At 60.0% G+C, this 23,593-nt stretch carries 20 protein-coding genes and 1 other RNA gene; 3 read left to right on the top strand and 18 right to left on the bottom strand.

Features of this window, described 5'->3' with window-relative positions:
• Positions 1-104: 104 nt before the first annotated feature.
• From aroC to C1719_RS03025, 9 genes are all read right to left on the bottom strand, one after another.
• Complete coding sequence (gene aroC / locus C1719_RS03065) at positions 105-1,277, bottom strand: chorismate synthase (RefSeq protein ID WP_102373741.1); 1,173 nt, start codon at positions 1,275-1,277, stop codon at positions 105-107.
• A gap of 78 nt (positions 1,278-1,355) precedes the next feature.
• Entirely contained in the window at positions 1,356-2,279 is a 924-nt protein-coding gene (locus C1719_RS03060) for a shikimate dehydrogenase family protein (RefSeq protein ID WP_102373740.1), read from the bottom strand.
• 15 nt (positions 2,280-2,294) lie between these two features.
• Positions 2,295-2,855 carry a YqeG family HAD IIIA-type phosphatase gene (locus tag C1719_RS03055; RefSeq protein ID WP_102373739.1) on the bottom strand — a complete coding sequence of 187 codons (561 nt, stop codon included), beginning with the start codon at positions 2,853-2,855 and terminating at the stop codon, positions 2,295-2,297.
• A gap of 27 nt (positions 2,856-2,882) precedes the next feature.
• Entirely contained in the window at positions 2,883-4,034 is a 1,152-nt protein-coding gene (gene mltG / locus C1719_RS03050; protein WP_102373738.1) for an endolytic transglycosylase MltG, read from the bottom strand.
• Positions 4,035-4,076: 42 nt separating this feature from the next.
• Complete coding sequence (gene ruvX, locus C1719_RS03045; RefSeq protein ID WP_102373737.1) at positions 4,077-4,490, bottom strand: Holliday junction resolvase RuvX; 414 nt, start codon at positions 4,488-4,490, stop codon at positions 4,077-4,079.
• 20 nt (positions 4,491-4,510) lie between these two features.
• A complete protein-coding gene (gene alaS / locus C1719_RS03040; protein ID WP_102373736.1) occupies positions 4,511-7,144 on the bottom strand; it encodes an alanine--tRNA ligase in 2,634 nt (877 codons plus the stop codon).
• 24 nt (positions 7,145-7,168) lie between these two features.
• Positions 7,169-8,575: an AI-2E family transporter gene (locus tag C1719_RS03035; protein WP_245874299.1), complete on the bottom strand. Its 1,407-nt coding sequence runs from the start codon at positions 8,573-8,575 to the stop codon at positions 7,169-7,171.
• An 8-nt stretch (positions 8,576-8,583) separates the two neighbouring features.
• Entirely contained in the window at positions 8,584-9,390 is an 807-nt protein-coding gene (locus tag C1719_RS03030) for a DUF948 domain-containing protein (protein WP_102373735.1), read from the bottom strand.
• Positions 9,391-9,590: 200 nt separating this feature from the next.
• Positions 9,591-10,904 carry a replication-associated recombination protein A gene (locus C1719_RS03025; RefSeq protein WP_102373734.1) on the bottom strand — a complete coding sequence of 438 codons (1,314 nt, stop codon included), beginning with the start codon at positions 10,902-10,904 and terminating at the stop codon, positions 9,591-9,593.
• A 139-nt stretch (positions 10,905-11,043) separates the two neighbouring features.
• On the opposite strand from C1719_RS03025, the gene ssrS reads away from it, so the two are divergent.
• A non-coding RNA gene (ssrS, locus tag C1719_RS03020) (6S RNA) lies at positions 11,044-11,213 on the top strand.
• A 298-nt stretch (positions 11,214-11,511) separates the two neighbouring features.
• Here the strand turns inward: ssrS and C1719_RS03015 are convergent.
• Positions 11,512-12,417 carry a MarR family transcriptional regulator gene (locus C1719_RS03015; protein ID WP_102373733.1) on the bottom strand — a complete coding sequence of 302 codons (906 nt, stop codon included), beginning with the start codon at positions 12,415-12,417 and terminating at the stop codon, positions 11,512-11,514.
• A 126-nt stretch (positions 12,418-12,543) separates the two neighbouring features.
• On the opposite strand from C1719_RS03015, the gene C1719_RS03010 reads away from it, so the two are divergent.
• Positions 12,544-12,753 carry a helix-turn-helix domain-containing protein gene (locus C1719_RS03010; RefSeq protein ID WP_180963437.1) on the top strand — a complete coding sequence of 70 codons (210 nt, stop codon included), beginning with the start codon at positions 12,544-12,546 and terminating at the stop codon, positions 12,751-12,753.
• Between the two features lie 135 nt (positions 12,754-12,888).
• On the opposite strand, the gene C1719_RS03005 is transcribed toward C1719_RS03010, so the two are convergent.
• Genes C1719_RS03005 through C1719_RS02980 form a run of 6 tightly spaced genes read right to left on the bottom strand, consistent with a single transcriptional unit; the run spans position 12,889 to position 18,701 of the window.
• Positions 12,889-14,304 (bottom strand): sensor histidine kinase, encoded by a 1,416-nt coding sequence (locus C1719_RS03005; protein ID WP_102373731.1) that lies wholly within the window; start codon positions 14,302-14,304, stop codon positions 12,889-12,891.
• A 10-nt stretch (positions 14,305-14,314) separates the two neighbouring features.
• Complete coding sequence (locus tag C1719_RS03000; RefSeq protein ID WP_102373730.1) at positions 14,315-15,007, bottom strand: response regulator transcription factor; 693 nt, start codon at positions 15,005-15,007, stop codon at positions 14,315-14,317.
• A 10-nt stretch (positions 15,008-15,017) separates the two neighbouring features.
• A complete protein-coding gene (gene pstB / locus C1719_RS02995; protein ID WP_102373729.1) occupies positions 15,018-15,893 on the bottom strand; it encodes a phosphate ABC transporter ATP-binding protein PstB in 876 nt (291 codons plus the stop codon).
• Positions 15,886-16,866, bottom strand: a complete 981-nt coding sequence (gene pstA / locus C1719_RS02990) for a phosphate ABC transporter permease PstA (protein WP_102373728.1) — start codon at positions 16,864-16,866, stop codon at positions 15,886-15,888. The genes pstB and pstA overlap by 8 nt, the downstream gene beginning before the upstream one ends.
• Complete coding sequence (gene pstC, locus C1719_RS02985; protein WP_102373727.1) at positions 16,863-17,726, bottom strand: phosphate ABC transporter permease subunit PstC; 864 nt, start codon at positions 17,724-17,726, stop codon at positions 16,863-16,865. The genes pstA and pstC overlap by 4 nt, the downstream gene beginning before the upstream one ends.
• A 42-nt stretch (positions 17,727-17,768) precedes the next feature.
• Positions 17,769-18,701, bottom strand: coding sequence for a substrate-binding domain-containing protein (locus tag C1719_RS02980; protein ID WP_102373726.1), 933 nt, complete (start codon positions 18,699-18,701; stop codon positions 17,769-17,771).
• A gap of 248 nt (positions 18,702-18,949) precedes the next feature.
• Between C1719_RS02980 and C1719_RS02975 the strand changes: the two genes are divergently transcribed.
• Positions 18,950-19,162: a TOBE domain-containing protein gene (locus C1719_RS02975; protein WP_102373725.1), complete on the top strand. Its 213-nt coding sequence runs from the start codon at positions 18,950-18,952 to the stop codon at positions 19,160-19,162.
• An 83-nt stretch (positions 19,163-19,245) separates the two neighbouring features.
• Here C1719_RS02975 and C1719_RS02970 read toward each other — a convergent pair whose 3' ends face one another.
• A complete protein-coding gene (locus C1719_RS02970; RefSeq protein WP_102373724.1) occupies positions 19,246-19,815 on the bottom strand; it encodes a hypothetical protein in 570 nt (189 codons plus the stop codon).
• Position 19,816: 1 nt separating this feature from the next.
• Positions 19,817-23,230, bottom strand: a complete 3,414-nt coding sequence (locus tag C1719_RS02965; RefSeq protein ID WP_102373723.1) for an Ig-like domain-containing protein — start codon at positions 23,228-23,230, stop codon at positions 19,817-19,819.
• Between the last annotated feature and the right edge of the window lie 363 nt (positions 23,231-23,593).

Below are 23,593 nucleotides of genomic sequence, written 5' to 3'. Positions count from 1 at the left end.
ACAGGCGAACCTTTGCCTTGCGGGCCCTGCGCGTTGCCTCGGTCGGAAGGCGGCCCTTGATGGATCGGACGCTGTTGCCTCTTGTTCGCCATGCGGGTATCCGCCTACCGCGACATGGTCTTGATGCGCTGGCGATACGCTTTGACCGCCGCCCTGATGTCAGTCATGTTCGCATCGCCGAACCGCTCGAGATAGGCGTTGGCGAGCACAAACGCCACTTCGCTTTCGGCCACAACCGCACAGGCGGGAACGGCGCACACGTCGCTGCGCTCCTTCGAGGCCTCCTCGACCTCGAGCGTGTCCATGTTGACGGTCGTGAGCGGATTCGCAAGCGTGGGGATCGGCTTCATAGCCGCCGTTACGATGAGGGGCATGCCCGTCGTCATGCCGCCTTCGAGACCGCCCGCGTTGTTGCTCGAACGAGAGAACCCGTCCTTCGAAGATTGGATGATGGGATCGTGCACTCGCGAGCCCACCTCGGATGCCGTGGCGAAGCCTTTGCCGAATTCGACGCCCTTGATGGCGGGGATGGAAAACAGTGCGGCTCCGATGCGCGAAGTCAGGCGCTCCGAAGGCGTCGCATAGCCCCCGATACCCGGCAGAAGGCCTAGAACAACGACGCGGAACGTGCCGCCAAGGCTCTCGCCCGCGTCGCGCGCGGCATCGATGGCGGCCTTCATGGCTTCGCTCGCCTCTTCGTCGGGGCAACGCACATCGCTCATCTCGATGTCGAGCGGCTTGTAGTCGGGGGCGGCAAGCATCGGCTCGTCCTCGACGAACCTTGCCGAACCGATGCGCGTAACGTACGAGAATATCTCCACCCCCAGATCAGCGAGAAACTCGCGGGCGATTCCCGCAGCGGCAACGCGCGCCGCCGTCTCACGGGCGCTCGCGCGCTCGAGGATGTTGCGGCAGTCGTCGGTGTTCGTCTTGAGCGCGCCCACCAGATCGGCATGGCCCGGACGCGGCGTCACCTCGCGCACCAGTTCGTCGGGCACGTCGCCGAACGGAGCCATCCGCTCGGTCCAATTCTCCCAATCCCTGTTTCTGATCTGCAGCGCAATGGGGGTCCCGAGCGTTTTTCCGAAACGCACGCCGGACAGTATTTCGGCGTGGTCCTTCTCGATAGCCTGCCTGCCGCCGCGTCCGTAACCCGACTGGCGCCGTGCGAGGTCGCTATCGATTTGGCGAAGCGATACCTTCAATCCCGCCGGCACGCCATCGACGATAGCCGTCAGTGCCGGACCATGGCTCTCTCCCGCTGTAATGTAGTGCATATGCTTCTCCTGGCTTCGGTCCCGATCATGCAGGTCGCCTTGACGCCGATCGGCGTTCTTTCGAAGGTGATTATACCGCTACAGAGCGAATCCCGCGGCGTCGGCCATGATGTCGAACATCTCTTCACGCGATAGACCGGTTTCCACCCCCGCGATTTCCAGAAGCATGACCGCCGTGGCGACCGCCTGCGCGACGAGCATGCCCTGCCCGTCGAACACGGCGCACCCGGCTTTTTGCGCACCCGCGACAAGCGCCGTGGTTCCATGCCCGTACACCGCATCGAACACAGTCTGCCCCCCACGGAGCAAGGCGGTATCGAACGGCGCAGGATCGCCCTCGGTCATGCCGAGCGGCGTTGCATTGATGACAACATCCGCCGCCGAAAAAACCTGTGTCGCCGAAGCGTAGCCCCCGAAAGCGAAATCAACCTGTTCGTAGGCTGCGCGAAAGCTCAGCCGCCCCTCGCGCGCAGCCGGCGGATCGACGGTCGCGAAAGCGAGCGTCCGGTATTGCTCGACATACGCCTCGAGAGTCGCGCGCGCCCGCTCCTTGTCGCGGCCCACGAGCACAACCCGTTTGGCCCCCGCAAGGGCGCAGGCATGCAGGATCGAGAGAGCCGTCGGACCCGTGCCGCACACGACCACCTGGCTGCCCGCGAAGCGAACCCCGGCCCGCTCCAGGTAATCCACGCACCCCTCGCCATCGACGTTGTAGGCGATAAGCGCGCCGTTCTTCTGCACGAGCACGTTAGCTCCGCGCGCAAGCTTCGCCGTAGCGGCGCGCACGGTTGCCGCCTCGAACGCGAGGGGCTTGTAGGGCGTTGTGATGTTGATGCTGAAAAATTCCCGCGCGTCGAGAAATGCGCGCGCTTCGTCGGCATCGACGCAGTCCATCGGCTCGTAGGCCCACGGCAATCCGAGCTTTTCGTACAGTGCGTTGTACATGATCGGAGATTTCGAATGCCCGATCGGATGACCGAGCAGATACAGGTTCTCGCCCATAGCGATCCTTTCGCCCTATCCTTGGTTAATCGCCTGTGCGCTCGACTCGTCAGACAGCTCTTCTGCAGCCTGCACCGAGGCGCCTTCGGGCTCGCGATCGCCCATGAACGCCCGCTCGACGTTGCGAAGCAGCAGCGTGTGCTTGAGGTCCTGCTCGACAAGCGGCTGCAGCATGTAAGCCGTCATGCCGAGGAAATGCGCCCCGAGCACATCGGTGATCAGCTGATCGCCGATCATAACCGTGGTCTTGCGCTTCGCGCCGATCTTGCGAAGGGCAACGAGGAACGCAGGCGGCAAAGGCTTCACCGCCTTGGCGACGATGGGAAGATCGAGCCGCCGGGCCAAATCGTAGACGCCTTCGTGCCAGTTGTTCGACACCAGGCAAAACGTCAGTCCGGCACTGCGCGCCTTCGACAGCCAAAACGACACGTCGCGCGGAACCTCGTGCGTATCTCGCGTGAGAATCGTATTGTCGATATCAAGCAGCACATGGGTAAACCCCGCATCGAGGATATCCTTTTGGATATCGATCATCGAGATGCGGGAGAAGTACCTTTCAGGCTCGACAAAGGACATGGACAACCGCCGAATCCGCCGCAGAGCCTACGCGCCGGCGATAGCGGCAAGATGCTCGTCGTAGGTTTCGCTGAAGTAGTAATCCAACCCGCCCGAATCGTTGGGCACGAAGTAGAAGTACAGGTAATTCGTCGTTTCGGGAGCAAGCGCAGCCTGGATGCTCTCGAGCCCGGGCGAGCAAATGGGCGATGGAGTGAGCCCGTTGTTCGTGTACGTGTTGAACGGGCCGTCGGTCGCCACATCGTCGGCCGTCGGTTCCCTGCCCACCTCGTAGGCGGTAGTGGCATCGGACTGCAGCGGCATGTCGATCGCAAGGCGGTTGTAGAACACGGACGAAACCGTTGCGCGGTTATCGGCCGCCGCCTCCTTCTCGATGATGGACGCGAGCTTGAGAACGTCGTATTCAGACAAGCCGGCTTCTTCCGCATGCGAATAATCGAGTGAAGCGACCTCGGTCTGGTACTGGGAAAGCATCTGACGAATGATCGAATCAGCCGTCGCATCCCCCTCGATCGGGTATGTCTTGGGGAACAGGAATCCCTCGAGCGAGCCGTTGTAGGCGCCCGCCACGAACGGGTAATCGGCCTCATATGCCGTCGCATTGTTCGCAGCGGCCGTGAAGTCCTCGGCGCTCACCGAACCGCCCGTCGCCTCGGCAACGGCCTCGGCCGTGCGCGCAATGGTATACCCCTCGGGAATCGTCAGCGATACGCCGTTTGCGTTCGGCCCGCCCACCAACTGCCCGATCACCTCGTCGAGCGTGAGGGGCCCGGTAAACGTATAGGTGCCGGGCTTGAGAGCGGAATCATGCCCGCCCTCGGTAACGCGGTTCACGAATTCGGTGGAATCGCCGATGACCTTGTTATCCAGCAAAAGCTCGGCAATGGTGCGCGCACCCGAGCCTTCGGGAATCGTCACCGTAACGCTTTCGCCCTCGGCAAGCGTCTCGGCCGCCGTTTGGGAAGCGGAGCAGCTGGTGAACAGCGTATAGCCGCCCCAGCCCAGTCCGCCGATCACAATGATGGCGAGGATGATGGCGAACACGATGGGAGCCTTGCTCTTTTTGGGGCGAATGTGGCTCGTGTCATAGGTCTTGAACTGGCGTTCGCCCGCCCGATGCGCCGCGCGTGCAGCATGGTTCGGACGGCTCGAATACGTGACCTGTTTACGAGGGGTCATCGAAAACCTTTCTATTGGGCTAAAGCGCCGGAAGGGCGCGCCTTAAGCACGGCGAGCATCGAGCCATGCTTGGAGGAATAAGCTCGCAGCTATCATATCCACTTTTCCGCGCATTTCCCGTTCGCCTAAACCCTTTTCACGCAAACTCCGTTTGGCTTCCTTCGAACTTAGCCGCTCGTCGGCGAACACGTGGGGAATGCCCGTTGCATCGGTGATTTTCTCGGCCGTGGCCTTTATGCCCTTCGCCTGCGGGCCCTCTTGGGCGCCCATCGTATAGGGCAATCCGCACACGAACAGCTCGGGCTCCCAATCTTCGAGCAGGCGGCGAAACGGCGTCGCATAGCCGACGACTTCGGCTGCGGGCAGCACCGCAACGGGCGTGGCAACCTTCTCAGCTGGATCGCTGATGGCCACGCCGATGCGCACCTGCCCGATATCAAGCGCCATGACCCTCATCGCGTTCGGAAACCGTCCTCTTACGCCTTGACCAGCAAGGCGCGGGCCTTGTCAAGCGCCTCGTCGAGCCCAGCGACGTCTTTTCCGCCTGCCTGCGCCATAGCGGCCTTCCCGCCGCCGCCGCCCTTGATGGCGGGCGATATCGCCTTGATGACGGCGCCGGCATCGAACCCGGCGTCCACCGCTTCGGGCGTTCCCGCCGCGAGCAGGATCGGCGTGCCGTCGTTATCGGCGGCCAAAACGACGGCCCCCGGCGCGGCCATGCGAGCGCGGATGATATCCCACGCATTGCGCAACCCGCCGGCATCGACGGTGCCCATGTTGGCAACGACCAACGGATAGCCGGCGTCGAGTACGTTTTCGAGCACTGCGAGCACTTCGCCGTTAGTCGCGGCCTGCTTGTTATGCTTGCGCTTGTCGGCAAGCTCCTTCATCGTCTTAAGGTTAGCGGCGGTGCGTTCGCTCACATCGAATATCGGAACCTTGAGTTCGGCGGCGGTTTCCTTGAGCTCGCCTTCCACCTTGTTCATGTACGCCAAGGCGTCGAAGCTCGTCACCGCCTCGATGCGTCGCAGATTCGCGCCCACGCTCGATTCGCTTGTCACCTTCACGAAGCCGATCTCGCTCGTGGCGGACACGTGGGTGCCGCCGCATAGCTCCTGCGAGACGCCCTCGATATCGAGCACGCGCACGAATTCGCCGTACTTCTCGCCGAACAACGCGATGACGCCCGCCTCGCGTGCCGACGTGATCGAGGTCTCGTATGCGCGCACGGCGTGGTTTTCCATGATCTTTTCGTTGGACAAGCGCTCCACCTCGGCGATCTGCTCGGCGGTCATGCCCTCGAAATGCGTGAAGTCGAAGCGAAGCCTGTTCGGGGCAACGTAGCTGCCGGCCTGTTTCACGTGCTCGCCGAGCACCTGGCGCAGCGCCCAATGCAGGATGTGGGTCGCCGTATGGTTGCGACGGATGCGCTCGCGGCGCGGCACGTTGATGGCCGCGTGCAGAACATCCCCGGCGCGCACCGTGCCCTCCTCAATGGTAACCGAGTGGGCGATCAGGCCCTTCTCGGGCTCCTGGGCATCGGCGACCGTCACCGAAACGCCCGGCGCCTCCATCGTGCCCTCATCGCCGACTTGCCCGCCCTTTTCGGCGTAGAACGGCGTTTTATCGCAGACGATCTCGCCCGATTCGCCAGCGGAAAGCTCGCTTACGCGCTTGCCGTCCTGGGCGAGCGCGAGCACGGTCACGTCGGAGGCATCTTTCGCATAGCCCAAAAACTCGGTCGGGCCCGCCTCTTCGAGAATCTCGCTCATGACGCCGCCGTAAGTCGACCATGCCTTGTCGGCATCCTTGGCGTTGGCGCGGGCGCGGGCGCGCTGCTCGGCCATGGAACGCTCGAACCCGTCGAGATCCACCGATATGCCGCGGGCGCTCGTTATCTCCTCGGTCACCTCAATCGGGAATCCGTAGGTATCGTGCAGGGTGAATGCGGTTTCTCCCGACAGCACGTCGCCGTCGAGTTCGGACAGCGCTTCGTCGAGATAGGCTTGACCCTGGCGCAGCGTGGAGCCGAATCGCTCTTCCTCGGAAAGAACGACGCGACGGGTGAGTTCGCGATTCTCTACGATTTCGGGGTACACGTCGCCCATCAGCTTCACGACTTCGTCGATGTATTCGTTCAGGAACGTGCCTTCGATGCCGAGCAGATGCCCCTTCATGACCGCACGGCGCAAAAGCCGGCGAAGCACGTAGCCGCGCCCCTCGTTGGAGGGAAGGATCCCGTCGGAAATCATGAAGGTGACCGATCGGCTGTGGTCAGCGATGATGCGCAGGCTCAGATCGTCCTCGGCGTTTTCGCCGTAGGTCTTGCCCGTCAAGCGCTCGCCCACCGCCAGAAGATCGCGCATGAGATCGATCTCGTAATTCGATTGGACGCCCTGCATGATGGCGGCGATGCGCTCGAGGCCCATGCCGGTGTCGATGTTCTTTTTCGGAAGCGGGACGAGCGTGCCGTCCTCCTGGCCGTCGTATTGCGTGAACACGAGGTTCCAGTACTCAAGATAACGGTCGCAATCGCATCCGGGGGCGCAATCGGGGCTGCCGCAGCCGAATTCAGGACCCTGGTCGTAATACAGCTCGGAGCAGGGGCCGCACGGGCCGGTAGGCCCGGCGCGCCAGAAGTTGTCCTCTTCGCCCAAGCGCGAAATGCGCTCCTCGGGGATGCCGAGCGATTTCCAGATTTCGATGGTCTCATCGTCATCGGTGAATACGGTGAAGTAGAGGCGCTCGACCGGAAGGCCTAAAACCTCGGTCGAGAATTCGAGTGCCCACGCGCACATTTCCTCTTTGAAGTAATCGCCGAAGCTGAAGTTGCCGAGCATCTCGAAAAAGCTCAGATGGCGGCCCGTAGTGCCGATGATATCGATATCGTTGGTACGCACGCACTTCTGAGCCGTCGTCGTTCCGACATAGGGAGCTTCAAGATGCTTTTGCTGAAGGAAGTAAGGCTTGAACTGCACCATGCCCGCACTCGTCAGCAGAAGCGACGGATCGTCGGGGATCAGCGAGGAAGAAGGCATGCGTTTGCAGCCCTTCGCCTCGAAAAAGCGCAGGTATTTTTCGCGGATGTCAGCAGTGCTCATGTATTCCATTGTCGTTCGTACTCTTTCTCGATATCAGTCGTCTTCGTTTCCGGCAGACCCGCTGCCCTGCGAGGACTCGGGCTTTTCGCCTTGGCTCGCAGGCGGCTCGCCGTCTTGGCTACCCTGCTCCCGTTCGGCGGAACCTTTCGGTCCCCTTGCATGCTCGCGCCGATGAGCCCTCCTCCTGCCCGCACCCTCCGGCGAGGACATATCGGCAAGCGGATCGACGAGCATGCCTTCCTTCTCGGTCGGCGTGCCTTTGAAGAACACCCCGTCCTTCGCAACGATACGCCGTCCGGTTCTCTTTTCGAAATAGTACACGAAAACCGACTTCGCAACAGCCACAGCGGGGATCGAAGCGAGCATTCCCACAAGGCCTCCCATAAAACCGCTCATTGCGCTGCCGATCGCAGATCCTGCAAGCAGGGCGATGATGACAAGCGCCGGATGCACGTCGACGGAGTTCGACATGAGCTTCGGCGATACGAACGTGTACACGAACTGCTGGATGGCGATGGTCACGATAACCGCGATCAGAGCCACAAGCGGACTCACGAATACGCAGGCGATCGCCGCAAGCGCGCCTCCGAGCCACGGCCCGACCACGGGGATGATGTTGAGAAGCCCCGTGATGCCGCCGAGCGCCGCGTAGTTGGGGACCCCGATGATGGCGAACGCGATGCCGCAGGCCAATCCGATGAGAAAGCATTGCACAAGCGTCGCTTTGATGTAGCCGCCCATCACGCGCGTGAACGTGATGTGGAGCATCTCCGCGTCTTCCTTGTGCTTGGTGCCGATGAGGCGGCGGCACTCGCGCCCCAGGGCCGGCAACTCCATGAGTATCCAGAACGCCACGACCATCGCGAAGCCGAACACCATGAAGCTGTTCGCAATCGTGCCGCCGACGGTAACGATGCCCTCGGCGCTCACCTTGGCCGTTTCGCTTGCCCAGCCGCCGAGCGAGCTCGTCAAATCGTTGATCCAGTTCTTCACGAAATCGTTTTGGAACAAATGCTCGTACTGCGGATAGACGCTGTTGTACCAATCGGTGATCTGCTGCACGTACGTAGGGATCGACTGGACGAGATTCATGAACTGATCGCCCACGCCGAACACCGGCGAGAACATGAGCGCGCCGAGCCCTATGAGCACGACGAACATGAGCACGTAGGCGATGGTCGTGCCTATGCCGCGGTTCAAACCGAGCTTTTCAAGTCGGTTTACGGGCGTGCGCAGGCAGAATACTATTATGCACGTCCACACGACGATGCCCACGGGCACCGAGAGCACGTTCATGAGATAGGCGAAAACGCCGGTGAGCAAGATAGCGGCGACTACGGTCCACACCTGATAGTAGCGCTTGCGGGCCTTCAGCATCCGCTCCCGCTCGGGCGTCTCTTCGCTCGCATCGTCGGCGAGCGCGGCGTCTGCTTTGCGCATGGGAGCGGCTATTTCGCTTCGGTCGCGGGCGCGGAAGCGGCGTCGTTGCCGTAGGTGAAGTACTTTTCCTTCGCAGCCGAAGCGTCTGCCTCGACAACGGCATGCACCGCATCGGCCATCTGGGAAGCGGCGTCGTTGGCCTTATCCGCCGCCGCTTTGCGCTCGGCGGCCGCAGCCTCGCGTTCCGCCTTGCGCTCCTGGGTGCGCTCGTGGGCTTCGTCGGCCCCGTCGCTTGCCGCCTGCGCAACGTCGCGCGCAACATGCACCGCGTCTTGGGCAACGGCGCCTGCAGCCCTCACGGTATCCTGCGCGGTTTCGACAACCGTTTTCTCCTCGTGAACGCCGTGCTTCGGCTCGGCCGCCGGAGCCTTCCTGTCGTGGCCGAGCGTAACCGATTCGGTGCTGGCTTTGCGCGTTTTGAATACGTTGCGAACCTTGCTCGATACGCTGTTCACAAGTTCGAGAGGGGCGTTTGCCGCCGTGTCGACCGCATCGACGGCCGAAGAGAGCGAGCCGGTGATGTCGTTGACGTCCTCGAGAATCTGATCAACGCGCATGATCTCGAGGTTGGCCGCATCCACCGTCAGCGACACGCGCTCGACAAGGGGATCGACCTTCGCCACAACGGGCTTGAGGGATTCGGTGATCTCCTCGACGTTGGCGAGCGTAGGCTCGATCTGGCGTTGCACGTCGTCGACGGTTTTGCGCGTTTTCCTGATCGTAAGAACAAGCTCGATGACGAGCCACACGAGAGCGGCGCCCACCAAGACGTAAACGACCGGAAGCGCGATTTGTACTATTTCAGCGAAATCCATTGAACTCCTCCTCGCAGTTCGAGTTCACAACTATACCACGTTGGTAGTAGATTCTATATGTAAGGAAGGCCGTTTTCATGGTGCGTTCATAGTGCGTTTCTGTCATGTTACCTGCATGAAGAAAGCGCAGGGCCAAGGGATGGAAAACCGAGGCGAGCGAGCAGGCAGAACCAAACGCGGCGCGCAAGCTCCCGTTTTCGCTACGCGCGCGGCTTGCGGTCGCGCGAAACCGCCTCGGTGCGGTACGCCTCCCAGCCGCGCTCGCCGGGCCGGTAGAACGATCCCCGCTCGAGCCCATCGGGAAGATACTGCTGATCGACCCAGCCGCCGGGATAGTTGTGCGGGTACTTGTACTCGCCGTAGTCTTCCGATCCGGGGCGATGACGGTCGCGAAGGTTGTTCGGCACGTTGCGCAAGGGGCCGTTGCGCACTTCAGCCAAAGCGTCGAATATACCGCACGCCGCATTCGACTTGGGAGCAAGCGCCATGTAGGTGGCGGCCTGCGCCAGGATGAGCTGGCATTCGGGATAGCCGATAACCTCAGCCGACTTGAAAGCCGCTTCGGCTACAAGCAGGGCCTGGGGATCGGCGTTGCCGATGTCTTCCGCAGCAAGGATGAAGATGCGGCGCGCGATGAACTTGGGGTCTTCTCCCCCGTCGATCATGCGAGCGAGCCAGTACAGCGTCGCATCGGGGTCGCTTCCGCGCATCGACTTGATGAAGGCGGATATGATGTCGTAGTGCATATCCTTGTTCTTGTCGTAAGGAAGCGACCGGTGCGGCGTCGCGGCTCGCACGGATTCCTCTTTGATGACTGCGGGTTTCTTCTTCGTACCGGGCTTCACCATGCCGGCGGCAAGCTCGAGCGTCGTGAGCGCGCCGCGCCCATCGCCCCCCGCAAGCAGAACGATTGCATCTTCGGCAAGCTCTTCGAGCTCGTAGAGCCCTCCCAGACCGCGCTCGTCGGAAAGAGCCCGGCCCAAAAGCTCGCGGATATCGTCATCGGAAAGGCCTTTGAGCTCGACCACGCGCGAACGCGAGATGAGCGCGGAGTTGACTTCGAAGAACGGATTCTCGGTTGTGGCCCCCACGAGCACCACGATGCGATCCTCCACCGCATGAAGCAGCGCATCCTGCTGGCTGCGATTGAAGCGGTGGATCTCGTCGACGAACAGTATCGTGCGCAGATTGCTCATCGTAAGGCGTTTTTCCGCCGCATCGATTTCTCGGCGCAGATCGGAAACCGTACCGCCGACGGCGGACACCTCCACAAACGTGGCCCTCGTAGTTTCGGCGATGACGTGGGCAAGCGAGGTTTTACCCGTACCGGCGGGGCCGAACAATATGACCGAGCTCAGAGCATCGTGCTCGATGGCCGTGCGAAGCCAGCTTCCAGGACCGACGGCCTGCTCCTGCCCCACAAGTTCGTCGAGAGAACGCGGGCGCATGCGCACCGCCAGCGGAGCGACCGACCGTTTCACATCGTTTTCCATTTCGGTGAACAGATTATCCATCCGCCCATTGTAGCGTGAGACGCCCGCAAACACAAACTTTTGTTCGCATTATGGAGATGGCATGGCGCAGATCCCGAATGCAAGATTACAGGTTCATGTCAAGACTTTTATTCCTTGAAAAGGAACCATATACTCAGGGTACGCTCTGCTCCTCGGTCACACATTTGCGATGGACCGATGCTAACTTTTAGGGAGCTCAAGATAGCAGGTGGAATGGAGATTCGCATCCGTTGATGCGAAAGCCAGGAAGCCGGCTGCGAGCACCCACCTTTTGAGGTGGGTTCATCCTAGACCAGGGGTGGGGCTTATAGAAGGCGTCCGTTTACGGGCGCCTTTTCGATTGCAGCCCGGGCGGTGCGGCTCGACGGCAAGGCGCCCCCCCGATGGCTTCCATGCGCGTCGGTCCTTTCTGCCGTCAAGCGCATTCCGCTATCATCGCGCGGCAAGACGAAGCGCCGAACTGCCCGCGCGGGCGTTTGCCCTCATGACGAATACTGCGCCCTCAACGCGAGAGCCGCATGCTGATTTGACGGATCTCCCCCAATATTATAAGTTCTTACATTGTTATGGAGGCTACGATACAGCAAGGCGAACGACCCTCATGGTTTCAGACGATCAGCAAACCTTCGACGCCCGTCCACTCGACAAGTTCGATGTACATACGCGTATAGACCTCGTTGGCCTTCGCCCTGAGCTGCGGAGCCGCATCGGCATAGCAGGCTGCCGTCCGCTTTTCAAGTTCGGCCTTCGCGCGAGCCGCGTTCGCCTTCCCGCTTTCGGTGGCCGAAACGATGCGCTGCCGCCCGTCTTTCCCCCTCTTGACCCGCACGAGCCTCTTGGCAAGCAGCGATTTGACTGCTGCGGAAACCGTGCTCCGATCGATCAGCAGCGTGTCGGCGAGCTCCGAACACGGCAGCGGCTTTCGCCGATCCTCAAGCAACGCAAGGCAGCGGTATTCCGTCAAAGACGTGCTCCCGGCAATCGATGCCGCCTGTGTCCATTGCCGCACCAACGATGCGATCGCCATGAAGAAGGCGGGCGCCAGGGTTTCGTGTACCTCATGGTTGACCTCGATATCGGATATCCCGAGTCCGGCCGCCGATGCATGAAACGCTTGCAGCACCTCGTCGATCGACCCATCGGAATACCGTCTCCACACCGTCGTCGTCATCTGCCGATACACGCCGTCGAACGCGCGCTTGACAAGCGCCGCGCCTTCGGGCGTTTCATGCAGCACAACAACCCGACGGTCGCTTTCCCTGCGGGTCTTTTCCACAAGGCCCCTCTGCTCGAGCCTTATCGCCGCAGCGACGACCGTGTTCTCGTTCGAAATCATCGCGGACGGAAAATCGGGGATCAGCATGGTACCGCCGTGCGATCTCAGCGACGCGAGCACGCAGCAGGGCAGAAACGGAAGCCCGTGCTCCTCTTTGAGATGCATGGTGATGCGGTGGTGCACATCGATGACGGCCGTTGCCATGTTCGGCGTGAACTCAACCTCGTTTTTCGCCATAGCCGACTCCTTTTCGACATCTGTCCTGATCGAAGCCACTTAAGAGAATTTCTATTATATCCGAATTATTCGGTTATATCCAAAGTTGCTCCCAGAAGCCTACCGTAGCCTCGCACCATGGAATTTTTGGCCGAAAGAGAAGCGATCGGACGCGCGATCGCCGAAGAGCGCAAGCGTCAGAATCTGACGCAGAGCAGACTTGCGCTCATGGCCGAAATCAACGAGGGTTATCTCTGCGAAATCGAAAAAGGCATCGCCAACGCGACCATCAACAAGCTGCTCGCCATAGCCAAGGCCCTCGGCATCGCGCTCGCAGATCTGCTCGAGGGAGTTTAGAACCACCCGCAGGCTCCGCCCCGAGAGCCTTGTTTCCACCCGGCTCTTTCAGCATCGGCCCGGCCCCAGCCGGCTCTCGACCGAACCTGGCCTTCGGCCAGTCTCGATCCGACAGTGCGCAATCCGTTCGCTCGATCAGCGGCCGGTTGCCGCGCTTCGGCCCCTCGCTCCCCCGTCCATTTCGGGGAACCTCAAAATGAACGAGGTTCCTTCGCCGAGTTTGCTTTTGACCTCGATCGACCCGCCATGGTACATGACGGCATGCTTCACGATGGCAAGGCCGAGCCCCGTGCCGCCCGTTTCCTTCGAACGGCTCTTATCGACGCGGAAGAAGCGCTCGAACACCTTATCGTGCATCTCTTCCGGTATGCCCACGCCCGTATCGGACACCCGCACGATCGGACCGGCGCCATCGTTGCCGACCCTCACCGTAACGTTGCCGCCTTCGTGGTTGTAGCGGATGCCGTTCTCGATGAGGTTGTAGAGCATCTCCTCGACAAGCGTATCGGTGCCCGCAATGCAAGCCGACTCGCCTTCGATCACCACGCTCACGCCCTCCGCATCGGAAAACGACACCAGGCGATTCGCCACCGACTGGGCGACAGCGTACAAATCGATCGCCTGATCGCGATCGCCTACCGCAGCTTCGTCCAAACGCGAAAGGATGAGCACGTCGTTGATCAGCGAACGCATCGCCTGGGCTTCTTCGTAAATGAGGCCGGCGAATTTCCTGTTGTCTTCCGGATCCACCAAGCCGTTCTTCATGAGCTCGGCGTAACCCGAAATAACCTGCAGCGGCGTTTTCATCTCGTGGCTTACATTCGATGAGAAATCGCGCCGCATCGTTTCCGCCCGGGCGATCTCGCGCGTTTGCTGCTTGAGCATCCGCTGCTGTTCGTCGATCCGCTCAAGCAGCGGATCCATCTCCTCGTAGATCTCGTTCTCAAGCGGCTCGGTGAAGTTGAGCGCATCGATGGGTTTCATGATACGGCGCGTAAGCAATCGCGAGAGCACGAATACCGACAGCACGACCACCGCAAGGGCAACCGCCAACGGCCCGATCATGGTCGCCGCAAACGCCACGAGCGAATGGCGGGTCTCCGCCAGTCGAATCACGCTGCCATCGTCGAGCTTGACAGCCGAGTAGAGCGTATCGGTTTTAAGGGTTTCGGAATATCGGAAAACGCTGCCGTGCCCGTCGGCGAGCGCCTCTTTCACCTCGGGTCGGTTTCCGTGGTTTTCAGCCTCCCCCTCGTCGGAGGCGCTATCGAACAGCACGTCGCCGTCGGAAGCTATCAGCGTATAGCGAACTTGGCCGGCGAATTGGGCGAGCAGAGCCGGTACGTTCTCGTCGCTGGGAGTTTCGTTGAGGTACGTTGCCGCGTCGCGAGCCTGCTCTGCCAACGACGCTTCGGCTTCCCGTTCGTAGCTGAAGTAGAACAGCACCGTGATGATCGCCGAGAACGCCAGGATGACGGCAATCGTGAAAACGAGGACGGTGTTGAATATCTTTCCGGAAAGGCTCTTGACGCTGAAATGGGTTGGACTCATCGCGGGTGCCTCATGAGGGCGTTTTCACGCAGTAGCCTACGCCGCGCACCGTTTGGATGCACGCTTCGACGCCGGGCGCCGCGGCCGCAAGCTTCTGACGCAACGTCTGCACGTGCACGTCGACCGTACGGGTTCCGCCCGCGTACGTCATGCCCCACACGTCTTCGAGCAGCTGACTGCGCGATAGCACTTGGCCGTTGTTCTGCATGAGAGCTCGTAAAAGGTCGAATTCCTTGAGGGTAAGCTCCACGGGGATCCCATCGGCTTCAACGGTATGCGCAGAAGCCGAAAGGGACAGCTTTCCGCAGGTGATCGTATCTTGGGTATTGCTTGAGGGCTCGCCTGCGCGGCGCAAGAGAGCGTTCACCCGCGATACCAGCTCCATCATGCCGAATGGCTTGGCAAGGTAATCGTCAGCGCCCGCATCGAGCCCGCACACGGTATCGTACTCGGTGCCCTTGGCCGTAAGCATCATGACGGGCACGTGCTTGATGGCGGGATCTTCGCGCAGCATCTTGAGTATCTCGATGCCGTCGGTTTCAGGCAGCATGATGTCGAGCAATACAAGCCGCGGAACCCGGTTTGCGCATGCGGAAAAGAACTCCGAGGCGCACGAGAACCCGACCGCTTCGAACCCGGCCTGCTTGAGCGCGTAGATCGTCAGATCACGTATATTGGTGTCGTCTTCAACGTAGTAGATCATAATCGCTATTCTACCCGAAACGACCCGATACGTAATCCTCAGTGCGCTTATCGTGCGGGCTCGTGAAGATATCGTCGGTCGATCCCGCTTCCACCATCTCGCCCAGCAGGAAAAACGCGGTTTTATCCGAAACGCGGAGCGCTTGAAGCATGTTGTGCGTGACCATGATGACCGTGTACTTGCTCTTGAGTTCGCCTACGAGTTCCTCGATCTTGCCCGTGGAAATGGGGTCGAGCGCGCTTGTGGCCTCGTCCATGAGCAGAACCTCGGGCCGAACCGCCAAGGCGCGCGCTATGCACAAACGTTGCTGCTGCCCGCCGGAAAGGCCGAGCGCGTTCTTCTTGAGGCGATCCTTGAGCTCATCCCAGATCGCCGCATCGCGAAGCGATTGCTCGACGATGATATCGAGATCCTCGCGTCTCTTGATGCCGTGCGTGCGCGGGCCGAACGCGATGTTGTCGTACACCGACATCGGGAAGGGATTGGGCTGCTGGAACACCATGCCGACGCGACGGCGCAGCGCGTTCACGTCGACATCGCGGTAGGCGTTTTTGCCGTCGAGCGTTATCTTGCCCTCGATGCGGCAGCCTTCCACCAGATCGTTCATGCGGTTAAGGCTTTTAAGCAGCGTCGACTTGCCGCAGCCCGAAGGCCCGATAAGAGCCGTCACCTGGTTTTCGGGAAATTCGAGGTTGATGTGCTTGAGCGCTTTGAAATCTTTGTAATACAGATCGAGGTCGTACACGCCCATTTTCGGGGCGGCGTTCGCATCCGAAACGCTCGCAGCGCTCGCATGCCTGACTTCGATATGCGGACGGTAGGCGATCGAGCCGTCCACCTGGACCTCTTGGTTTGCAGACTTCTTTTCAACCAATACTTCAGTCATCTCTGTTTCCTTTTTTCATCCTGCGGGCGGCAAACGTTGCGAACATGTTGAGCAGCACCACCAGAACAAGCAGCACCACGGCAGTCGCATACGTTTCGTTGATATGCAGCCCTTCGCTTGCAAGCACGTACATATGGACGGCGAGCGTCCGCGTCGAATCGAATACCGCGGCGATGCCCTCGGTGGCGAAGCCGGGAATCTGAGCGATCGAGCCCGCCGTGAAAAGAAGCGCCGCAACCTCCCCTACCACGCGGCCGAGGCCGAGGATCACGCCGCCCAAGATACTGGGCACAGCCGAAGGCAGCACGCAGCGAAACACGGTGCGCAAACGCCCTGCCCCCAACCCAAAGCCGCCTTCCCGGTACGCATCAGGAACCGCGAGCAGCGCCTCTTCGCTCGTGCGCATGATCACCGGCAAGATCATGATGGCGAGCGTACACGCCCCGGCGAGCAGCGAGAGGTTCCACTTGAGCGCCGTCACGAAGAACAGCATGCCGAACAGGCCGTAGATGATCGAGGGGATGCCCTGGAGCGTTTCGGTGGTCGTGCGCACAACGGCTACGAACCTGCTTCCGCGCGGCGCGTATTCAACCAGATAGATTGCAGATCCCACACCGAGAGGCACGGCCATCGCAAGCGAAAGGCCCGCCATGATGAGCGTGTTCACCAATGCCGGCATGAGCGACACGTTTTCAGAGGTGTATTCCCATTCGAACAGGCTCGGCGTGATGTAGGGCACGCCCATGACGAGGATGTACCCGACGATGAACGCGAGCACGCCTGCAGTCAGAAGGGCGCCCAAGTACACGAGCAGGCGAAGCAGCAGCGAGACGATCACGCGGTTTTTCGCATGCGCCGCCTCGCGTTCGGCGAACATGGCCTCGATGCGCTCGCAGACATCGGCGCCCGAGAGCGCCGCATTCAGCGAAACCTCGGAAACCGCTTCGGAAGAAATACTCGTATTCGGCGTCATTTCACCTCGCCTCTTCTCTTGATCACGTTGAGCAGCATGGTGATGAGCAGAATGAACACGAACAAAACGACGCCGGTTGCCACCAGGGCACCACGGTGCAGATCGGCTGCGTAGCCCATTTCGAGCACGATGTTCGCCGTCATGGTGCGCACGCCCGAAAAGATGCTCTCGGGGATGACCGGCTGGTTGCCCGCGATCATGATGACCGCCATCGTTTCACCGATAGCCCTGCCCACTCCGAGGACGATCGCGGCGACGATGCCCGAAGCCGCTGCGGGAACGAGCACGCGAAACGTTGCGCGCTCATGATCGGCGCCCAAAGCCAAAGCCCCTTCGTAGTATTTCTGGGGAACGGCGTCGAGCGCGCTTTGCGCAACCGTGATGATGGTGGGAAGGATCATGATTCCCAAAATGATCGCGGCTGCGAGAAGCGAGAGCCCGTTGCCGTCGGGAGCCGTCGCACGAATGAACGGCACGACGATCACGAGTCCGAAAAAGCCGTAGACGACCGAGGGAATGCCCGCAAGCAGTTCCACGCCCGGCTTGAGAACCCGGGCAATGCGTCCGCTCGCGAAACGGGATAGGAAGATGGCGCACAGGATGCCCGTCGGCACGCCCACGATCATCGCGCCAGCCGTCACGTAAATGCTGCCGATGATCATGGGGAAGATTCCGTAGATATCGTTCGAAGGCCGCCAGGTCGTTCCGAACAGGAAATCAGGCAATCCGATCTGGGCGATGGCAGGCACGCCGTTTGCGAAGAGGAAGATGCAGATAAGGGCAACCGCAAGGATCGAAACCCCTGCGGCAACCATGAAGAACGCCTTCGCCACGCCTTCTTTTATGTGTAATTTCGCCATTGCGTCAAGCTCCGTTGCTGGTGGCCGAGAAAACGCCCCGCACTAGGCGAGCGCGTCTTCCCACTTGGCAACCTCGCCGGTATAGATGGCCTTGACCTGCTCGCTGGAAAGCTCGTCGATCGAAGCACCCTTGTTGACGATGACCGCAATGCCGTCCTGAGCGATGACCGTGGGCTTGAGGCCACCCGAAATCTCGGAATCCTTGAGCTCGCGGGAAGCCATGCCGATATCGCAGGTTCCCTCGGTCGCCATGTTCATGCCCGTCGTGGAGTCGGAGGTCTGCACCTCGATGGTCACATCGGGATTAAGCGCCTTGTACGCTTCGGAGAGCTTCTCCATAACCGGAGAGATCGAAGAAGACCCGGCAACGACGATCTTTCCGCTCTTGCCCGAGGCGGTGTAGGAGGCCGCCGAATCCTCAACCGCGATGTAGCCGTTGTCCTCGATGACCTTCTGGCCATCGGCGCTCATGATGAAATTGATGAAATCCTGGGTGACATCGGATACATCGTCTTTGGTTGCGATGTTGAAGGGACGTGCGATCTTGTAGGTGCCGCTCTTCACGTTTTCAGCAGTGGCTTCAGCGCCGTCGATCTTGAGTGCCTTCACGGTGTCGTTCAGCGAGCCGAGCGAAATGTAGCCGATGCCGCGCTCGTCGCCGGAAACCGAAGTCATCATGACCGACGTGGAGTTGGTGATGGAGGCGGAAGTGGTGGTCATATCGACCTTCTCGCCGCTCGCATCTTTCTCTTCGATGCCGAACAGCTCGACGAAAGCGCCGCGCGTACCCGACCCGTCTTCGCGGGAGTACACCGAAATCTGACCCGAAGGCGACGTTTCGCTCGCCGACGACGAGCCCTCGCCCGAGCCGCTCGTGCCCGAATCGCCGCTGCCGCCGCCCGCGCAGCCCGCAAAGCCCAGGACGCCGAACGCAAGCAGCGCACACATCAAAACCCCGATAACCTTCTTTTTCATTTCTTTCCTTTCAAACCTATCAAACCGTTGAACCGTTGGTGTTTTCGTTTTGTACTGCAACTTTCGTGCTGCAACCATAGTCGCGCGCCTCGATCAAATGCCTGTTCGGCGTTCGTCAAATCTGAGTAAAGTTTTGCTAAAAACAGCGAAAGGGACGGCTTTTTGAGAAACAATCGACGACTTCCTTGAGAAACCGCAGCTTACCGTTACAATGGATTCATGCAAGGCGTTTGAAAGGGGAATCAAACATGAAGCTATCGGCACGCAACCAGCTCAAAGGCACCATCGTTGCAATTCATCCGGGAGCGGTGAACGCCATCGTGATCATGGAGCTCGCAGGAGGCGAGCAGATCACCTCGACCCTCTCGATGGGATCCCTCAAGGATCTCGAGCTTGAGGTCGGCAAAGAAGTCTACGCCGTCATCAAGGCGTCGAGCGTCATGATCGGGGTTGACGACTAGCCGGCTCGGCCAAGCCAAAGAAAGCGAGCCGCATCATCGGACGCGGCTCGCTTTCTTGTTTATCGATCGGTCTCTCAAACGCCTTAGACTCCCACGGGAACAGTCACGGCAGAACCCGAACCCATCGACGAAGTCGAAGGCGTGTCGCTCGGCAGCGGCACGCCTTCCACGATGTTGAGCAACTCGTCGCGGTTGGCAAACGGCAGAGGTTCGCTGTCGGAGCGATCGATGACGACTACCTCGCCCTCCCAAGCATCGCCTCCCTCAGCGAACTTCTTCGTCCGAACGATGTAGACGAACGATGCGCGCTCCCCTTCGGGCAAATCGGCGCGATCGAAATGGTACTTCAACTCTTTGAGCACTTGCTGAAGAGCCATCACGGGAGATTCCCCGCCACCGAGCATTACAAACCCAGCCTCGCTGTTGAAAAGCGCGTTGGGCGCGACGAACGCCGTGCGGATGCGCTCCTCGCGCCTTTTCTCGACAAAGCGAATGCCAAAGACGAGGGCTGCCACGACAGCCCACCACGCGATGGCCACCAGCAAATCAAGCGGATCATCGACAAGGTTGAAATCCAGGTAGTACCACAGCCACAAGAAGAACCCACATGCTACGGCAAGAACAGCCAATATGATCCAGTTGCTCTTTTTCATGCTAAGCCTCCTTTCCTTCCGTCGCCACCGGTGCGGCGGAAGGTGCGGCTACCCCGCCCTCGTCGATGCCGAGAATATCGTCTTCGTATCCTTTGAGCTTGCTCGTGAAGCGTATCCGGCGAATCAGGACGCCGGCGCCATACAAAACGGTAAGGATGATTCCGAGAATCAAGTAGTAATGCACCCAGCAGTGAACGTAATCGAACGTTGCAAGCGGCGTCTCGTCATCGTTGATATTGCTTTCGGCAAGCGGAGTCTCGTCTTCGCCTATGACGGTTTCAGCCAGATCAGCGAGAGCCCCGGCAATCGGCGCGACCGGATCATCGGCGGGCAGCACGCCCGGCGCAGGGGTTGCCGCCGGAGCAGGCGTCGGTGTCGGCGTGTCGGTGGGCGTCGGCGTCGGCGTCGGAAGAGGAATGGGCGCCTCGGCCTCGGTGTAGGTCCAGTGGCCGGTGAACGCCACGTCCCCGGCGACCCGGTAGGCGCGCTCCTTGTCCCAGCCGGGCGCGAAGGTCCAGGTCCCCTGCAGCGCGCCGGTGTCGGGGTCGGTGACCTCGACGGGCTCGTAGGCCTCGGCCCAGAACTCGTTTTCGACCGTGGAGTACTTGTAGGCGCTCGTGACCGACGCCTGGCCGAGCTGGTCGGTGACCCCGGCGGGCAGGGTCATGCCCGCGGTGTCGGAGGCGAACCGGTAGGACACGGCGTAAGAATCGGCTTCCGTGACTATCTCGATGGTCCGACCGGCTTTGACGTTGTTAAGAGCATCAGTGGTATACGAAGTAAGACCCTCTTCGATCTTTTGCTCCACGCCGTTTATCGAAACCGATGCTATATGACGCCCATCAGGTGCTTCATATTCATATTCAACCCAGCTTCCGCCTTGCTCGACTGTCTGGGTGTCAACCACCGCACCGTCAACGCTTATCGTTTGCACGAACTGGGCAATATAGCGCGCATAGAAAACCGTATGGTCGGTTATGGTTCCGGTGGCGAAATCAACGCGTTTGGTGCATGCCTGGTCGTAGTACCACCCATCGAAGTTATAGGTGATGCCATTGTAAATTTTGGTCTCGGGTTGATTGGGAATCGAAATAGACGACAAGGCCGTACCTTTGCTGATGGTAGCAGGATACGGCTTTCCCGTAGAAGCGAACCCATCGCTTCCGGGCTGCTGCACCTGAAAATCAACAGTGACCTTCTCCAGGGTATTGAGGATCACGTGGCCATCCACATGCCAGCAATTTACATTCGGGCCCGACGGGTAAATTATCGTGTTTTGACCGTTTTCTCCATACCAATTACGGCCGTCGTTCGCACCGTTCGAGGCGACGGCGTAGTCCCAAACCACCGTGAACGTGTAATCGCCCTCCCCCGATGCGCTATAGGTATACAGATGGCCCTCATATTGAATTTTCTTTGTTTTGAAATAATCGGGAACGCCCGAATCGGTCACCACGCCATTGAGGTTGGTTATCTGGTTGGGACTCGCGTATTGAAAAAGATTGCTCGGAGCCGTGATCTGCCCCAAACCCGCATACAACCACGTGTCCTGATATTGCGCCCCCTCGATCGCTCCGGGAATCCAGAGATAGAAGTAGGCATTCTGCACAGTGTCGCCCTGGCTATCGCGTACGACGTTCACAGTCGCCGAAGCGGTATATCTAGTCCCGTTCACGGTCATTGACGCGGTAACAACGGCGGTTCCAAGGCCCTTTGCCGTCACCACGCCTTTGCTGGATACCGTTGCAACACTCGTGTTGCTGGAACTCCACAATACCGATTTGCCCGACGGCACAGTAGTCGCCTTGATCGTTGCCGTGCTGTTGACCGCAATGGTCAAACTGCTTTTGTCAAGCGTAAGCGAAGGCCCGGACGGCGAATTCGTTGAATCAGCTGCGCTGTAGTAGAAGGCGATGCTCGCCACGCTAGATGCAGGTATGCTCTTCCAGTCATAGCCCGAGTCCTGCGTACTGTACCATAGCGCGCCACGCCAATCGTCGACGGATAACCGCATGATTTGGATGTCCCCATAATATGCCCCTTCGAACAAGTAGCCGCCGCCCAGATCATCGATGAACTCCTCAGCCAAATCGGATGCCAAAGCCTCATCGGAAAGTCCCGCTCCGCTATCGACGTTGAACGCATGAGACCACGAGCCGAGCGACGTCGTCGTTCCGCTCGCATAGTTATTGCCAATCGTCAGGGTGTTACCACTCAGGGAGTTTCCATGCGAAGCCCTGCCCAACTGAGACGCTTCGCCAGCAGCCACATAAATGCTGAAGTGGTCCACATCGAAGCTCTGGATGGCTGCGTCGGCCTGACGGGCCCCGATGGCCTCAACCGTCGAAGCGTCGTCGGACACGCGATACACGCCCACCTCTTCGCCTTCCACGTTGGCGTCGAAGAAGCAAACGTTGACGGGGGTTTCGGGCTGGATGGCATTGCCGTCTTCATCAAGCAGCGTGACGTCGATGGCAACCATGTCCTGCAGCTGCTTGCCCCGGCTTTCGACTTCGGAAGCTACGGCCTCGGCCACATCCTCGCGTTCGACTTCGGAAGCCTGCACGGTAGTTCCTTCGGGAAGCGCCCCTTCGCCGGCGGTCACCTTCACGATGATGTTTCCGACGTACGCGTATCCTTCGAATGCGGGGCTGCTCACATCAGCGATGACCGCAACGGCCTCTTCGCCCGCAACGGTTTCACCCTCGGCGGCCCTCCCGCCCACCTCGCCTGAGGCGGCGGCATTGCCTTCGGGCTCGATAACCGTTTCGGAATCGATGGGAGTTGCAGACGGATCTTCGGATTCGGCACCGGAGAAATCTTCGGCGGCGGCCGCCTTCACCTTAACGGTAAGCCCGCTTGCGACGGCGGGCGCTCCGATTGTGTAAAAACCTTCACCGTCGGGTTCGAGCACGGTCTCGAATCCATCGACCGCCATCGCCACGGATTCGAGTTCGTAACCTTGGTCGGCAAATGCCTTGAACCTGAATTCCCTGGACTGCGGATAATCGACGCGATCGGCGGGAAGGGAGATGCGCTGGTCGAGATATTCGATAGAAGCGTTTTGCAGCTCGAGCGCAATGCTGGCATCGGAGGAACCGCTTTCGGTGATTGCGCCCCCCCCCGAACCGGATTCAATCCGAGGGGCTTTCTCGGACGGAGCCGTCTCGGGCTCGGTCGCAGTCGCGGGCTCTTCGGCCCCGGCCGCCGCATCGTCCGCCTCCGGATTGGCAGCTGGCTTATCGGCTGCGCTTTCGGCTTGTACGACGGGCGCATCCGGATGATCGGATTCCCCTTCGCTTGCAAACGCCGAAACGCTGATGAACGACAAAGCCAGTGCGAGCGACATGAAAACCGCGAGCGCCTTGCCCTGTACCGTGTTCTTTGCGTTGCCGAATGCCTCAAACATACCCATACGTATCACCGAATCCTCAGCCTTTTCTTACCTTAAGCTGGTAGCCGTTTTCGATTCGCTCATACGTTTTCAGATATGCCGTTCGCGCCGTGCACATGGTAGGATCCCAATCCGTCGTACCAACAAACACGAGGACAGGTAAAACCCGTTGAAATTATACCATCTTTTTACTTATATATTATTATTAAACATATAATTGATGCTAATTTTGCAACATTGCAGGTGAGGGATTGCGTTCCGTGCATTTTGCACGCGTTCGGCCGCTTTTGCGAACGGCAGAACCCATATATCCGCAACCGCATCGCGCATTAGGCTGTATACTGCGAACTCTACGACAACGCGAGAAAGGCCTCCGTGAAACGC

Origin of the sequence: Raoultibacter massiliensis, from assembly GCF_900199545.1 — a bacterium.
Classification (GTDB): Bacteria; Actinomycetota; Coriobacteriia; order Coriobacteriales; family Eggerthellaceae; genus Raoultibacter; species Raoultibacter massiliensis.
This window is presented reverse-complemented; position numbering and strand designations above follow the sequence as displayed.

Coding starts and splice junctions, on each gene's coding strand:
- aroC (WP_102373741.1), bottom strand. CDS start 1,277: ATGCACTACATTACAGCGGGAGAGAGCCATGGTCCGGCACTGACGGCT.
- C1719_RS03060 (WP_102373740.1), bottom strand. CDS start 2,279: ATGGGCGAGAACCTGTATCTGCTCGGTCATCCGATCGGGCATTCGAAA.
- C1719_RS03055 (WP_102373739.1), bottom strand. CDS start 2,855: ATGTCCTTTGTCGAGCCTGAAAGGTACTTCTCCCGCATCTCGATGATC.
- mltG (WP_102373738.1), bottom strand. CDS start 4,034: ATGACCCCTCGTAAACAGGTCACGTATTCGAGCCGTCCGAACCATGCT.
- ruvX (WP_102373737.1), bottom strand. CDS start 4,490: ATGAGGGTCATGGCGCTTGATATCGGGCAGGTGCGCATCGGCGTGGCC.
- alaS (WP_102373736.1), bottom strand. CDS start 7,144: ATGGAATACATGAGCACTGCTGACATCCGCGAAAAATACCTGCGCTTT.
- C1719_RS03035 (WP_245874299.1), bottom strand. CDS start 8,575: ATGCGCAAAGCAGACGCCGCGCTCGCCGACGATGCGAGCGAAGAGACG.
- C1719_RS03030 (WP_102373735.1), bottom strand. CDS start 9,390: ATGGATTTCGCTGAAATAGTACAAATCGCGCTTCCGGTCGTTTACGTC.
- C1719_RS03025 (WP_102373734.1), bottom strand. CDS start 10,904: ATGGATAATCTGTTCACCGAAATGGAAAACGATGTGAAACGGTCGGTC.
- C1719_RS03015 (WP_102373733.1), bottom strand. CDS start 12,417: ATGGCGAAAAACGAGGTTGAGTTCACGCCGAACATGGCAACGGCCGTC.
- C1719_RS03005 (WP_102373731.1), bottom strand. CDS start 14,304: ATGAGTCCAACCCATTTCAGCGTCAAGAGCCTTTCCGGAAAGATATTC.
- C1719_RS03000 (WP_102373730.1), bottom strand. CDS start 15,007: ATGATCTACTACGTTGAAGACGACACCAATATACGTGATCTGACGATC.
- pstB (WP_102373729.1), bottom strand. CDS start 15,893: ATGACTGAAGTATTGGTTGAAAAGAAGTCTGCAAACCAAGAGGTCCAG.
- pstA (WP_102373728.1), bottom strand. CDS start 16,866: ATGACGCCGAATACGAGTATTTCTTCCGAAGCGGTTTCCGAGGTTTCG.
- pstC (WP_102373727.1), bottom strand. CDS start 17,726: ATGGCGAAATTACACATAAAAGAAGGCGTGGCGAAGGCGTTCTTCATG.
- C1719_RS02980 (WP_102373726.1), bottom strand. CDS start 18,701: ATGAAAAAGAAGGTTATCGGGGTTTTGATGTGTGCGCTGCTTGCGTTC.
- C1719_RS02975 (WP_102373725.1), top strand. CDS start 18,950: ATGAAGCTATCGGCACGCAACCAGCTCAAAGGCACCATCGTTGCAATT.
- C1719_RS02970 (WP_102373724.1), bottom strand. CDS start 19,815: ATGAAAAAGAGCAACTGGATCATATTGGCTGTTCTTGCCGTAGCATGT.
- C1719_RS02965 (WP_102373723.1), bottom strand. CDS start 23,230: ATGGGTATGTTTGAGGCATTCGGCAACGCAAAGAACACGGTACAGGGC.